The following is a 13,251-nucleotide window of genomic DNA, read 5'->3' as shown; positions in this document are numbered from 1 at the left end:
ATTATGAAATTCAGTGAACTGTGGTTACGCGAATGGGTGAACCCGGCGATTGATAGCAATGCGCTGGCAAATCAAATCACTATGGCGGGCCTGGAAGTTGACGGTGTAGAACCGGTTGCCGGTAGCTTCCACGGCGTGGTTGTGGGTGAAGTGGTTGAGTGTGCGCAGCATCCGAACGCTGACAAACTGCGAGTGACAAAAGTGAATGTCGGCGGCGATCGCCTGCTGGACATTGTCTGCGGTGCGCCAAACTGCCGTCAGGGCCTGCGTGTGGCGGTAGCGACCATTGGTGCTGTTCTGCCGGGTGATTTCAAAATTAAAGCGGCAAAACTGCGCGGCGAACCGTCTGAAGGGATGCTGTGCTCCTTTTCTGAGCTGGGAATTTCTGACGATCACAGCGGCATTATCGAACTGCCAGCGGATGCGCCGATTGGCACCGACATCCGCGAATACCTGAAACTCGATGACAACACCATCGAAATCAGCGTGACACCAAACCGTGCCGATTGCTTAGGCATCATTGGCGTTGCGCGTGACGTTGCCGTGCTGAACCAACTGCCGCTGGTTGAACCGGAAATCGTTCCGGTTGGTGCGACCATCGACGACACGCTGCCGATTGCAGTCGAAGCGCCGGAAGCCTGCCCGCGTTATCTTGGTCGTGTGGTAAAAGGCATTAACGTTAAAGCGCCAACTCCACTGTGGATGAAAGAAAAACTGCGTCGTTGCGGGATTCGTTCTATCGATGCGGTCGTTGACGTCACCAACTATGTGCTGCTCGAACTGGGCCAGCCGATGCACGCTTTCGATAAAGATCGCATTGAAGGCGGCATTGTGGTGCGGATGGCGAAAGAGGGCGAAACGCTGGTGCTGCTTGATGGCACTGAAGCGAAGCTGAATGCTGACACTCTGGTCATCGCCGACCACAACAAGGCGCTGGCGATGGGCGGCATCTTTGGTGGCGAACACTCTGGCGTGAATGACGAAACACAAAACGTTCTGCTGGAATGTGCTTTCTTCAGCCCGCTGTCTATCACCGGTCGTGCTCGTCGTCATGGCCTGCATACTGATGCGTCTCACCGTTATGAGCGTGGCGTTGATCCGGCACTGCAGTACAAAGCGATGGAACGTGCGACCCGTCTGCTGATCGACATCTGCGGTGGTGAGGCTGGTCCGGTAATTGATATCACCAACGAAGCAACGCTGCCGAAGCGTGCAACCATCACTTTGCGTCGCAGCAAACTGGATCGCCTGATTGGCCATCATATTGCCGATGAGCAGGTCACTGACATTCTGCGTCGTCTCGGCTGCGAAGTGACCGAAGGCAAAGACGAGTGGCAGGCAGTTGCGCCGAGCTGGCGTTTCGACATGGAGATTGAAGAAGATCTGGTCGAAGAAGTCGCGCGTGTTTACGGCTACAACAACATCCCTGATGAGCCGGTGCAGGCAAACCTGATTATGGGTACTCACCGCGAAGCCGATCTGTCGCTCAAGCGCGTGAAAACGCTGCTCAACGACAAAGGCTATCAGGAAGTGATCACCTACAGCTTCGTTGATCCGAAAGTGCAGCAGATGATCCATCCAGGCGTTGAAGCCTTACTGCTGCCAAGCCCTATTTCCGTTGAAATGTCAGCAATGCGTCTTTCCCTGTGGACCGGCCTGCTGGCAACCGTGGTGTACAACCAGAACCGTCAGCAGAACCGTGTGCGCATTTTCGAAAGTGGTCTGCGTTTCGTGCCAGATACTCAGGCACCGTTGGGCATTCGTCAGGATCTGATGTTAGCCGGTGTGATTTGCGGTAACCGTTACGAAGAGCACTGGAACCTGGCAAAAGAGACCGTTGATTTCTATGATTTGAAAGGCGATCTTGAATCCGTTCTCGACCTGACCGGTAAACTGAATGAGGTTGAGTTCCGTGCAGAAGCGAATCCGGCACTGCATCCGGGGCAATCCGCAGCGATTTATCTGAAAGGTGAACGTATTGGTTTTGTTGGGGTTGTTCATCCTGAACTGGAACGTAAACTGGATCTTAACGGTCGCACTCTGGTGTTTGAACTGGAGTGGAACAAGCTCGCAGACCGCGTGGTGCCTCAGGCGCGCGAGATTTCTCGCTTCCCGGCGAACCGTCGTGACATCGCGGTGGTGGTCGCAGAAAACGTTCCCGCAGCGGATATTTTATCCGAATGTAAGAAAGTTGGCGTAAATCAGGTAGTTGGCGTAAACTTATTTGACGTGTACCGCGGTAAGGGTGTTGCGGAGGGGTATAAGAGCCTCGCCATAAGCCTGATCCTGCAAGATACCAGCCGTACACTCGAAGAAGAGGAGATTGCCGCTACCGTCGCCAAATGTGTAGAGGCATTAAAAGAGCGATTCCAGGCATCATTGAGGGATTGAACCTATGGCGCTTACAAAAGCTGAAATGTCAGAATATCTGTTTGATAAGCTTGGGCTTAGCAAGCGGGATGCCAAAGAACTGGTTGAACTGTTTTTCGAAGAGATCCGTCGAGCTCTGGAAAACGGCGAACAGGTGAAACTCTCTGGTTTTGGTAACTTCGATCTGCGTGATAAGAATCAACGCCCGGGACGTAACCCGAAAACGGGCGAGGATATTCCCATTACAGCACGGCGCGTGGTGACCTTCAGACCCGGGCAGAAGTTAAAAAGCCGGGTCGAAAACGCTTCGCCCAAAGACGAGTAATCTGATCTAACTAAAAAGGCCGCTCTGCGGCCTTTTTTCTTTTCACTGTCGAAGAGTCACCGTAAAATCAACGCCATGACACTTCAGCAGAACGGATACCATGCTGACACTTGCCCGCCAACAACAGCGACAAAATATTCGCTGGTTATTATGCCTGTCAGTTTTGATGCTGCTGGCGCTTCTCTTAAGCCTTTGCGCCGGTGAACAATGGATTTCGCCAGGTGACTGGTTTACTCCTCGTGGCGAACTGTTCGTCTGGCAAATTCGCCTGCCACGTACGCTGGCTGTATTGCTGGTTGGTGCGGCGCTGGCTATATCCGGCGCTGTAATGCAGGCATTGTTTGAAAATCCTCTGGCAGAACCTGGACTACTTGGCGTCTCTAACGGCGCAGGCGTAGGGCTTATCGCCGCGGTATTGCTTGGGCAAGGGCAACTCCCAAACTGGGCACTAGGGCTGTGTGCGATTGCTGGCGCGCTTATCATCACTTTAATACTCTTACGTTTTGCCCGTCGTCATCTTTCGACCAGTCGGTTATTGCTGGCTGGTGTTGCATTAGGGATTATCTGTAGCGCACTAATGACGTGGGCTATCTATTTTTCCACCTCTATTGATTTACGTCAGCTGATGTACTGGATGATGGGCGGTTTTGGCGGCGTAGACTGGCGGCAAAGTTGGCTGATGCTGGCATTGATCCCCGTGTTGTTGTGGATCTGTTGTCAGTCCAGACCGATGAATATGTTAGCACTTGGCGAGATCTCGGCGCGGCAACTTGGTTTACCCCTGTGGTTCTGGCGCAATGTGCTGGTGGCAGCGACCGGCTGGATGGTTGGCGTCAGTGTGGCGTTGGCGGGTGCTATCGGCTTTATTGGTCTGGTGATCCCACATATTCTCCGGTTATGTGGTTTGACCGATCATCGCGTATTACTTCCCGGCTGCGCGCTGGCAGGGGCGAGCGCATTACTGCTGGCCGATGTTGTAGCGCGCCTGGCATTAGCTGCCGCAGAGCTGCCTATTGGCGTGGTCACCGCAACGTTGGGTGCGCCGGTGTTTATCTGGTTATTGTTAAAAGCAGGACGTTAGCCGCAAAAAGACGGTCTATGATTAAAAGCTAAGATTTTTACTGACCACCCAGGAGAAACGATGCAAGATTCCATTCTGACGACCGTAGTGAAAGATATCGACGGTGAAGTGACCACGCTGGAGAAGTACGCCGGTAATGTGCTGTTGATTGTCAATGTCGCCTCAAAGTGTGGCTTAACGCCGCAATATGAGCAGTTGGAGAATATTCAGAAAGCCTGGGCCGATCGTGGTTTTGTGGTGTTGGGATTCCCGTGCAACCAGTTTCTGGAGCAAGAACCGGGCAGCGATGAAGAGATTAAAACTTACTGCACCACTACATGGGGGGTGACGTTCCCGATGTTCAGTAAGATTGAAGTTAATGGCGAAGGACGCCATCCGCTGTATCAAAAATTGATTGCCGCAGCGCCGACGGCAGTCGCGCCGGAAGAGAGCGGATTCTATGCCCGTATGGTCAGCAAAGGTCGTGCACCGCTGTACCCTGATGATATTTTATGGAATTTTGAGAAATTTTTAGTTGGCAGGGACGGATTGGTCATCCAGCGTTTTTCCCCGGATATGACGCCGGAAGATCCCATTGTGATGGAAAGCATTAAACTGGCGTTGGCGAAATAATGTCTATTGTGATGCAGCTACAGGATGTTGCGGAATCAACCCGCCTTGGGCCGCTTTCTGGCGAGGTTCGGGCTGGGGAGATCCTGCATCTGGTGGGGCCGAATGGCGCGGGTAAGAGTACCTTACTGGCGCGAATGGCCGGAATGACCAGCGGTAAGGGAAGCATTCAGTTCGCGGGGCAACCACTGGAAGCATGGTCCGCAACAAAACTCGCGCTGCATCGCGCCTATCTTTCACAACAACAGACGCCACCGTTTGCAATGCCGGTCTGGCACTACCTGACACTGCATCAGCACGATAAAACGCGTACCGAACTACTGAATGATGTCGCAGGGGCGCTGGCTCTTGATGACAAACTCGGACGTAGCACCAATCAACTTTCCGGCGGCGAATGGCAACGCGTACGTCTTGCTGCGGTGGTGCTGCAAATCACACCACAAGCCAATCCCGCAGGTCAATTGCTGCTTCTTGATGAGCCTATGAACAGTCTTGACGTTGCGCAACAAAGTGCGTTAGACAAAATTCTGAGCGCGCTGTGTCAGCAAGGACTGGCGATTGTGATGAGCAGTCACGATCTCAACCACACCTTGCGTCATGCGCATCGGGCGTGGTTGCTAAAAGGTGGAAAAATGCTGGCCAGTGGACGCAGAGAAGAGGTGCTCACGCCGCCAAATCTGGCGCAGGCCTATGGGATGAATTTTCGCCGTCTGGATATCGAAGGTCACAGAATGCTGATTTCGACCATCTGAATTCATGAGTATCTTGAAAATCGGGTAATTACGACGCTAAATTAATGCAAGAATAAAAAACAGAGGAACCGTACGGAATGCGTTTCTGCCTTATTTTGATCACAGCACTGTTTCTGGCCGGGTGCAGCCATCATAAAGCTCCGCCGCCAAATGCCAGACTTTCTGACTCGATTACCGTTATTGCCGGGTTGAACGACCAGCTACAAAGCTGGCATGGCACACCGTATCGTTATGGTGGTATGACGCGCCGCGGTGTGGACTGTTCGGGGTTTGTGGTTGTGACGATGCGCGATCGTTTCGATTTGCAGCTGCCCCGTGAAACCAAACAACAAGCCTCTATCGGCACGCAAATTGATAAAGACGAGTTGCTGCCTGGTGACCTGGTCTTTTTCAAAACGGGTTCTGGACAAAATGGTTTGCATGTAGGTATTTACGATACCAACAACCAATTTATCCACGCCTCTACCAGCAAGGGAGTGATGCGTTCCTCTCTTGATAATGTCTATTGGCAGAAAAATTTCTGGCAGGCGAGACGAATCTAGTATGTCGAAAAATGGACGGCGATGATACATCGCCGTCCATTTACTCCTGAATACAGTAGTATTTTGCAGACAAAAATTCCGTAAATGGATTATTCGTTTATAATCAGGATAATCTAAAAAAAGGACCCCTGAAAAAGTGGTTAACATGGAACAAATGAAAGTTACTCCTTCTGTAATTGTTATGTCTTATGGCCTCATCCCTTTTAGCCGGATACTGAAAAACATCCTTCGAGAGGGACGGTTACCATGAAGATTTTTTTGGAGAATCTTTATCATTCTGATTGCTATTTCCTGCCGATAAGAGATAACCAGCAAAACCTTGTCGGCGTTGAGTTAATTACCCATTTCTCCAGTGAAGATGGTACGGTTCGTATACCGACGAGTCGGGTTATAGCGCAACTTACCGAGGAGCAACATTGGCAATTATTTTCTGAGCAGTTGGAATTGCTAAAATCATGCCAACACTTTTTTATTCAACATAAACTCTTTGCCTGGCTTAATTTAACCCCACAAGTGGCTACTTTATTATTAGACAGGGATAATTACGCGGGCGAACTATTAAAATATCCGTTTATTGAACTGTTGATTAATGAGAATTACCCGCATCTCGATGAAGGAAAAGATAATCGCGATCTTTTGTCCTTATCGCAAATGTATCCCCTTGTGTTAGGTAATTTGGGCGCAGGCAATAGCACAATGAAAGCGGTTTTTGATGGTCTTTTCACCCGCGTCATGCTGGATAAAAGTTTTATTCAGCAACAAATCACGCATCGCTCCTTCGAACCGTTTATTCGTGCGATCCAGGCGCAAATTTCCCCATGTTGCAATTGCATCATCGCGGGGGGCATTGATACGCCAGAAATAATGGCACAGATTACCCCCTTTGATTTCCATGCTCTCCAGGGATGCCTGTGGCCTGCCGTTCCTGTAAATCAGATAACGACGTTGGTTCAGCGATAACCCTCCTGTTTGCTGGTGTTTAAGACGAGAGTAACCGTCTACACTATCAAACAGGAGGATCTATGACCCTGTCTTTTATTACCCGTTGGCGCGATGAATTGCCAGCAACCTATACAACACTTTCCCCTACGCCTTTAAATAATGCCCGGCTGATTTGGCATAATGCCGAACTGGCTAACACGCTGGGTATTCCATCGTCACTGTTTAAAAATGGCGCAGGTGTCTGGGGGGGCGAAACCCTACTGCCTGGTATGTCACCACTGGCGCAGGTTTACAGTGGTCATCAGTTCGGCGTCTGGGCGGGCCAACTGGGTGATGGACGCGGCATTTTACTCGGCGAACAACGGCTTGCTGATGGCACTACAATGGACTGGCATCTGAAAGGTGCTGGCCTGACGCCTTATTCGCGAATGGGTGATGGACGGGCGGTTTTACGTTCGACGATACGAGAAAGTCTCGCCAGTGAGGCGATGCATTATCTGGGCATTCCGACGACCCGCGCGTTAAGTATCGTCACCAGCGATTCGCCAGTGTATCGGGAAACGGTGGAGCCAGGAGCGATGCTGATGCGTGTGGCACCAAGTCATCTGCGCTTTGGTCATTTCGAACATTTTTACTATCGCCGCGAGCCGGAAAAGGTTCGTCAGTTAGCTGAATTTGCTATTCGTCATTACTGGTCACATCTTGCAGATGATGAGGACAAATACCGTCTCTGGTTTACCGATGTTGTCGCACGTACCGCATCGTTAATTGCCCAATGGCAGACGGTCGGCTTTGCTCATGGGGTGATGAATACCGACAACATGTCGCTGCTGGGGCTGACGCTTGATTACGGGCCGTTTGGTTTTCTTGATGATTACGAACCCGGTTTTATTTGTAATCACTCGGATCACCAGGGGCGTTATAGCTTTGATAATCAACCTGCCGTCGCGTTGTGGAATTTACAGCGTCTGGCGCAGACATTGTCGCCGTTTATCACAGTTGACGCGTTAAACGAGGCGCTGGAAAGCTATCAACAGGTTCTGTTGACGCATTATGGACAACGGATGCGGCAGAAACTGGGCTTCATGACGGAGCAAAAAGAGGATAACGCGCTACTGAATGAATTATTCAGTCTGATGGCGCGAGAGCGCAGCGATTATACCCGAACATTCCGCATGCTGAGTCTGACCGAGCAGTACAGCGCGGCGTCACCGCTACGTGATGAGTTTATCGATCGTGCGGCATTTGATGACTGGTTTGCACGTTATCGGGTACGTTTGCAACAAGACGAGGTTACCGATAGTGAGCGTCAGCAGCTGATGCAAAGCGTAAATCCTTCGCTGGTGTTGCGCAACTGGTTGGCGCAACGGGCGATTGAAGCGGCAGAAAAGGGTGATATGACGGAATTGCACCGCCTGCATGAGGCGTTGCGAAATCCTTTCAGCGACAGGGATGATGACTATGTCAGTCGTCCACCTGACTGGGGTAAACGGCTTCAAGTCAGCTGCTCGAGTTAAAGGCTACTTGGTCAACAGCAGCTTGCCAGCCTGAGTTTTACGGAGCAGATATTCTTGCCCGTCATGATCGATAATCAGTTTGCCATCCGGACCTAACAGTGTCTGGCTGGTAATTCGCCGAATGGGCTGCGGGGAGGCGGTCTTGTGATTGGCATCCGTTTCAGGCGTGAGTTTTCTGCTATCCGTATAACGCATAAAAATTAATAATAATTGATATAACAATGATTCTTATTATCAATATTCTGGCGGGCCAGAGCAAGCAGTAATTTGTTGAGAAGACAACAAGTTGCGCAGAAATGCCCATTCCGTCAGGAATGGGCACGCATTCAGAAGCGGGTATCAACCGCAGAGGCGAGTTTTTCGACCAGGCGTTCGGTATCTTCCCAGCCCAGACACGGGTCGGTAATCGATTGACCGTAAGTGAGCGGCTGACCGCCGACGATTTTTTGCGTTCCTTCGCGCAGGAAACTTTCCGCCATAATTCCAGCAATCGCCGTAGAGCCATTGCGGATTTGCTGACAAATATCCTCACAAACTTCTAACTGGCGACGATGCTGCTTCTGGCAGTTGCCGTGGCTGAAATCCACCACCAGATGTTCAGGTAAATCAAACTCGTGCAACGTATCGCAGGCAGCGGCGATATCATCCGCATGGTAATTCGGCTTTTTGCCGCCACGCATAATAATGTGGCCATACGGATTGCCGCTGGTCTGATAGATGGTCATCTGACCATTTTTGTCTGGCGAGAGGAACATATGGCTGGCGCGGGCTGCGCGGATAGCATCCACGGCAATCCGCGTGTTGCCATCGGTACCATTTTTGAAACCTACCGGACAGGAGAGTGCCGAAGCCATTTCACGGTGGATCTGACTTTCGGTAGTACGTGCGCCAATCGCGCCCCAACTGATTAAATCAGCAATAAACTGACCGGTCACCATATCGAGAAACTCAGTCGCGGTAGGGACGCCCAGCTCATTGACCTGTAAAAGTAATTTGCGCGCCAGCTCCAGACCGTGATTTACCCGATAGCTGCCGTTTAAATCCGGGTCGGAGATTAGCCCTTTCCAGCCGACTACAGTTCGTGGTTTTTCAAAATAGGTGCGCATTACGATTTCCAGCCGTGACTGGTACTGATTGCGCAGTGACTGCAGGCGGGTGGCGTACTCCATTGCAGCGGTGAGATCGTGGATCGAGCAGGGGCCAATAATGACCAACAGTCGCTTGTCTTCACCATTCAGTATTTTTTCAATTCTGCGACGGGAGTCGGTGACATGGGTGGCGACGCCAGGCGTTACGGGATACCGTAGCGCGAGTTCGGCGGGCGTTACCAGGCTCTCAATACGCGCAGTACGGAGTTCGTCAGTTCTGTTCATTACAAGTCTCAGAAATTTGTTGCTTCTACGGCAGGACTACCGGGAAGTGATGCGCATCACGATAAACCAATCGCAGCTGATTTCAAGTGCGAGGTGTGTCACACCTCGCCGGGTGGTTAGCATGATAACAAAAAAACAAGTTAATGCACTAGTTCTCTAGTACATTCGACGGCTAAGGCCCATGATATCAAGGATCTTGGTGGCAATCTCTTCTACCGAATAATTGGTACTGTTAATCCACGGGATCTGATTTTTACGGTACAACGCTTCCACTTCCGCGACTTCCATCCTGCACTGACGAAGCGAGGCATAGCGACTGTTCTCCCGACGTTCCTCGCGAATCGCTGCCAGACGTTCCGGGTCGATAGTCAGGCCGAACAATTTATGCTGAAGCGGTTTGAGCGACGCGGGTAGCACCAGATTATCCATATCGTCGGCAATAAAGGGGTAGTTTGCCGCGCGGATACCAAATTGCATTGCCAGATACAGACTGGTGGGGGTTTTACCACAGCGAGAAACGCCGAGCAGGATCACCTGAGCCTGGTCCAGATTGCGCAACGAAATGCCGTCGTCATGGGCAAGGGTGTAATCAATCGCCGCAATGCGCGCATCGTATTTATTGAGATTATTAGGGTTAAGGCCATGGGTACGATGAGCAATCGGCGTTGGATCCAGTTTCATCTCTTGTTGTAGCGGGGCAACCAGCGCCTGAACGATATCCTGGCAAAAGCCTTCACTTTGCAAGATGATGGCGCGAATCTCCGGCAACACGATGGAGTAGAAGACCAGTGGGCGCACACCTGTCTGGTGATAAATTGCGTCAATCTGATCCTTCACTGCCCGTGCACGGCTCTCATTTTCGACAAACGGCAGCGTAATGCTGCTGATAGTGACGGGAAATTGTGACATTACTGCGTGTCCTAATACCTCCGCAGTTATTGCCGTACCATCAGAAATATAAAAAACGTGGCGATCAACAGCATTATCCATTTTGTTCTTCCCGTAATGCAGACATAATTCTATGAAAGCATAAATTAAAAACGCACAGAAGCGTAGAACGTTATGTCTGGTTTATAAAATGAACCTTCAATTTTATTTTTATGAAAACAGCATTTCATTTTTACGGTTTCGTTTATACCGATGGTTTATGTGGAAATTGTCGAAGAGAGCAGATTTGCGCAACGCTGGGATCAGTCTTAAAAAGTAAAAAAATATATTTGCTTGAACGATTCACCGTTTTTTTCATCCGGTTAAATATGCAAAGATAAATGCGCAGAAATGTGTTTCTCAAACCGTTCATTTATCACAAAAGGATTGTTCGATGTCCAACAATGGCTCGTCACCGCTGGTGCTTTGGTATAACCAACTCGGCATGAATGATGTAGACAGGGTTGGGGGCAAAAATGCCTCCCTGGGTGAAATGATTACTAACCTTTCCGGAATGGGTGTTTCCGTTCCGAATGGTTTCGCCACAACCGCCGACGCGTTTAACCAGTTTCTGGACCAAAGCGGCGTAAACCAGCGCATTTATGAACTGCTGGATAAAACGGATATTGACGATGTTACCCAGCTTGCGAAAGCGGGCGCGCAAATCCGCCAGTGGATTATCGACACTCCCTTCCAGCCTGAGCTGGAAAACGCCATCCGCGAAGCCTATGCACAGCTTTCCGCCGATGACGAAAACGCCTCTTTTGCGGTGCGTTCCTCCGCTACTGCAGAAGATATGCCGGACGCTTCCTTTGCCGGTCAGCAGGAAACTTTCCTCAACGTTCAGGGGTTTGACGCCGTTCTCGTGGCAGTGAAACATGTATTTGCTTCTCTGTTTAACGATCGCGCCATCTCTTATCGTGTGCACCAGGGTTACGATCACCGTGGCGTGGCGCTCTCCGCCGGTGTTCAGCGGATGGTGCGCTCCGACCTCGCATCTTCTGGCGTGATGTTCTCCATTGATACCGAATCCGGCTTTGACCAGGTGGTGTTTATCACTTCCGCATGGGGCCTTGGTGAAATGGTCGTGCAGGGTGCGGTTAACCCGGATGAGTTTTACGTGCACAAACCGACACTGGCGGCGAATCGCCCGGCTATCGTGCGCCGCACCATGGGGTCAAAAAAAATCCGCATGGTTTACGCGCCGACCCAGGAGCACGGCAAGCAGGTTAAAATCGAAGACGTACCGCAGGAACAGCGTGACATCTTCTCGCTGACCAACGAAGAAGTGCAGGAACTGGCAAAACAGGCCGTACAAATTGAGAAACACTACGGTCGCCCAATGGATATTGAGTGGGCGAAAGATGGCCACACCGGCAAACTGTTCATTGTGCAGGCGCGTCCGGAAACCGTGCGCTCACGCGGTCAGGTCATGGAGCGTTATACGTTGCATTCACAGGGTAAGATTATCGCCGAAGGCCGTGCTATCGGTCATCGCATCGGCGCGGGTCCGGTGAAAGTCATCCATGACATCAGCGAAATGAACCGCATCGAACCTGGTGATGTGCTGGTTACTGACATGACCGACCCGGATTGGGAACCGATCATGAAGAAAGCATCGGCCATCGTCACCAACCGTGGCGGTCGTACCTGTCACGCGGCGATTATCGCTCGTGAACTGGGCATTCCGGCGGTAGTGGGCTGTGGTGATGCAACAGAACGGATGAAAGACGGTGAGAACGTCACTGTTTCTTGTGCAGAGGGTGATACCGGTTACGTCTATGCTGAGTTGCTGGAATTTAGCGTGAAAAGCTCCAGCGTAGAAACGATGCCGGATCTGCCGTTGAAAGTGATGATGAACGTCGGTAACCCGGACCGTGCTTTCGATTTCGCCTGCCTGCCGAACGAAGGCGTGGGCCTTGCGCGTCTGGAATTTATCATCAACCGTATGATTGGCGTCCACCCACGCGCACTGCTTGAGTTTGACGATCAGGAACCGCAGTTGCAAAACGAAATCCGCGAGATGATGAAAGGTTTTGATTCTCCGCGTGAGTTTTACGTTGGTCGTCTGACTGAAGGGATCGCGACGTTGGGTGCTGCGTTTTATCCGAAGCGTGTCATTGTCCGTCTCTCTGATTTTAAATCGAACGAATACGCCAACCTGGTCGGTGGTGAACGTTACGAGCCAGATGAAGAGAACCCAATGCTCGGCTTCCGTGGCGCGGGACGTTATGTTTCCGACAGCTTCCGCGACTGCTTCGCACTGGAGTGTGAAGCGGTGAAACGTGTGCGCAACGACATGGGACTGACCAACGTTGAGATCATGATCCCGTTCGTGCGTACCGTAGATCAGGCGAAAGCGGTGGTTGAAGAACTGGCGCGCCAGGGGCTGAAACGTGGTGAAAACGGGCTGAAGATCATCATGATGTGTGAAATTCCGTCCAACGCCTTACTGGCAGAGCAGTTTCTCGAATATTTCGACGGCTTCTCAATTGGCTCAAACGATATGACGCAGCTTGCGCTTGGTCTGGACCGAGACTCCGGCGTGGTGTCTGAACTGTTCGATGAGCGCAACGATGCAGTGAAAGCACTGCTGTCGATGGCGATTCGTGCCGCGAAGAAGCAGGGCAAATATGTCGGGATTTGCGGTCAGGGTCCGTCCGACCATGAAGACTTTGCCGCCTGGCTGATGGAAGAGGGGATCGATAGCTTGTCCCTGAACCCGGACACTGTGGTACAAACCTGGTTAAGCCTGGCTGAACTGAAGAAATAAAATAAATACCCGGCGGCGTTTTGTCGCCGGGTTTACGTGA

At 51.2% G+C, this 13,251-nt stretch carries 12 protein-coding genes; 9 read left to right on the top strand and 3 right to left on the bottom strand.

The window, feature by feature from the left end; genetic code table 11:
* Positions 1-3 precede the first annotated feature (3 nt).
* The 8 genes from pheT (at position 4) to selO (ending at position 8,138) form a co-directional block, all read left to right on the top strand.
* Positions 4-2,391, top strand: coding sequence for a phenylalanine--tRNA ligase subunit beta (pheT, locus tag QUE74_RS11515; RefSeq protein WP_000672425.1), 2,388 nt, complete (start codon positions 4-6; stop codon positions 2,389-2,391).
* A 4-nt stretch (positions 2,392-2,395) separates the two neighbouring features.
* On the top strand, positions 2,396-2,695 hold the full coding sequence (gene ihfA / locus QUE74_RS11510; RefSeq protein WP_001229265.1) for an integration host factor subunit alpha: 300 nt from the start codon (positions 2,396-2,398) through the stop codon (positions 2,693-2,695).
* A gap of 100 nt (positions 2,696-2,795) precedes the next feature.
* Positions 2,796-3,776 (top strand): vitamin B12 ABC transporter permease BtuC, encoded by a 981-nt coding sequence (gene btuC / locus QUE74_RS11505; RefSeq protein ID WP_000956525.1) that lies wholly within the window; start codon positions 2,796-2,798, stop codon positions 3,774-3,776.
* 60 nt (positions 3,777-3,836) lie between these two features.
* The gene (btuE, locus tag QUE74_RS11500; RefSeq protein WP_001154187.1) at positions 3,837-4,388 is read left to right on the top strand and encodes a bifunctional thioredoxin/glutathione peroxidase; all 552 of its coding nucleotides are present in this window, start codon (positions 3,837-3,839) and stop codon (positions 4,386-4,388) included.
* Positions 4,388-5,137, top strand: coding sequence for a vitamin B12 ABC transporter ATP-binding protein BtuD (gene btuD, locus QUE74_RS11495; RefSeq protein WP_000029466.1), 750 nt, complete (start codon positions 4,388-4,390; stop codon positions 5,135-5,137). Before btuE ends, btuD begins: the two co-directional genes overlap by 1 nt.
* 77 nt (positions 5,138-5,214) lie before the next feature.
* Positions 5,215-5,679 (top strand): C40 family peptidase, encoded by a 465-nt coding sequence (locus QUE74_RS11490; RefSeq protein ID WP_001209785.1) that lies wholly within the window; start codon positions 5,215-5,217, stop codon positions 5,677-5,679.
* A 246-nt stretch (positions 5,680-5,925) separates the two neighbouring features.
* Entirely contained in the window at positions 5,926-6,639 is a 714-nt protein-coding gene (gene ydiV, locus QUE74_RS11485) for an anti-FlhDC factor (RefSeq protein WP_001354709.1), read from the top strand.
* 62 nt (positions 6,640-6,701) lie between these two features.
* Positions 6,702-8,138, top strand: a complete 1,437-nt coding sequence (gene selO, locus QUE74_RS11480) for a protein adenylyltransferase SelO (protein WP_000175608.1) — start codon at positions 6,702-6,704, stop codon at positions 8,136-8,138.
* Between the two features lie 3 nt (positions 8,139-8,141).
* Here the strand turns inward: selO and hemP are convergent, their stop codons facing one another.
* From hemP to ppsR, 3 genes are all read right to left on the bottom strand, one after another.
* Positions 8,142-8,333 carry a hemin uptake protein HemP gene (gene hemP, locus QUE74_RS11475; protein WP_001270810.1) on the bottom strand — a complete coding sequence of 64 codons (192 nt, stop codon included), beginning with the start codon at positions 8,331-8,333 and terminating at the stop codon, positions 8,142-8,144.
* A 131-nt stretch (positions 8,334-8,464) separates the two neighbouring features.
* A complete protein-coding gene (gene aroH, locus QUE74_RS11470; protein ID WP_001082226.1) occupies positions 8,465-9,511 on the bottom strand; it encodes a 3-deoxy-7-phosphoheptulonate synthase AroH in 1,047 nt (348 codons plus the stop codon).
* A gap of 156 nt (positions 9,512-9,667) precedes the next feature.
* Entirely contained in the window at positions 9,668-10,501 is an 834-nt protein-coding gene (ppsR, locus tag QUE74_RS11465; protein WP_000368046.1) for a posphoenolpyruvate synthetase regulatory kinase/phosphorylase PpsR, read from the bottom strand.
* 331 nt (positions 10,502-10,832) lie between these two features.
* On the opposite strand from ppsR, the gene ppsA reads away from it, so the two are divergent.
* On the top strand, positions 10,833-13,211 hold the full coding sequence (gene ppsA, locus QUE74_RS11460) for a phosphoenolpyruvate synthase (protein WP_000069375.1): 2,379 nt from the start codon (positions 10,833-10,835) through the stop codon (positions 13,209-13,211).
* Positions 13,212-13,251: the final 40 nt, after the last annotated feature.

This window comes from Escherichia sp. 10290 (assembly GCF_030295155.1).
In the GTDB taxonomy this organism is placed as follows: domain Bacteria; phylum Pseudomonadota; class Gammaproteobacteria; order Enterobacterales; family Enterobacteriaceae; genus Escherichia; species Escherichia coli_F.
Note: the sequence above shows the minus strand (reverse complement) of the source record. Positions and strands in the feature narration are given on the sequence as shown.

Bases quoted from the DNA above. Each gene is read 5' to 3' on its own strand.
- pheT (WP_000672425.1), top strand. From the start codon at position 4: ATGAAATTCAGTGAACTGTGGTTACGCGAATGGGTGAACCCGGCGATT.
- ihfA (WP_001229265.1), top strand. From the start codon at position 2,396: ATGGCGCTTACAAAAGCTGAAATGTCAGAATATCTGTTTGATAAGCTT.
- btuC (WP_000956525.1), top strand. From the start codon at position 2,796: ATGCTGACACTTGCCCGCCAACAACAGCGACAAAATATTCGCTGGTTA.
- btuE (WP_001154187.1), top strand. From the start codon at position 3,837: ATGCAAGATTCCATTCTGACGACCGTAGTGAAAGATATCGACGGTGAA.
- btuD (WP_000029466.1), top strand. From the start codon at position 4,388: ATGTCTATTGTGATGCAGCTACAGGATGTTGCGGAATCAACCCGCCTT.
- QUE74_RS11490 (WP_001209785.1), top strand. From the start codon at position 5,215: ATGCGTTTCTGCCTTATTTTGATCACAGCACTGTTTCTGGCCGGGTGC.
- ydiV (WP_001354709.1), top strand. From the start codon at position 5,926: ATGAAGATTTTTTTGGAGAATCTTTATCATTCTGATTGCTATTTCCTG.
- selO (WP_000175608.1), top strand. From the start codon at position 6,702: ATGACCCTGTCTTTTATTACCCGTTGGCGCGATGAATTGCCAGCAACC.
- hemP (WP_001270810.1), bottom strand. From the start codon at position 8,333: ATGCGTTATACGGATAGCAGAAAACTCACGCCTGAAACGGATGCCAAT.
- aroH (WP_001082226.1), bottom strand. From the start codon at position 9,511: ATGAACAGAACTGACGAACTCCGTACTGCGCGTATTGAGAGCCTGGTA.
- ppsR (WP_000368046.1), bottom strand. From the start codon at position 10,501: ATGGATAATGCTGTTGATCGCCACGTTTTTTATATTTCTGATGGTACG.
- ppsA (WP_000069375.1), top strand. From the start codon at position 10,833: ATGTCCAACAATGGCTCGTCACCGCTGGTGCTTTGGTATAACCAACTC.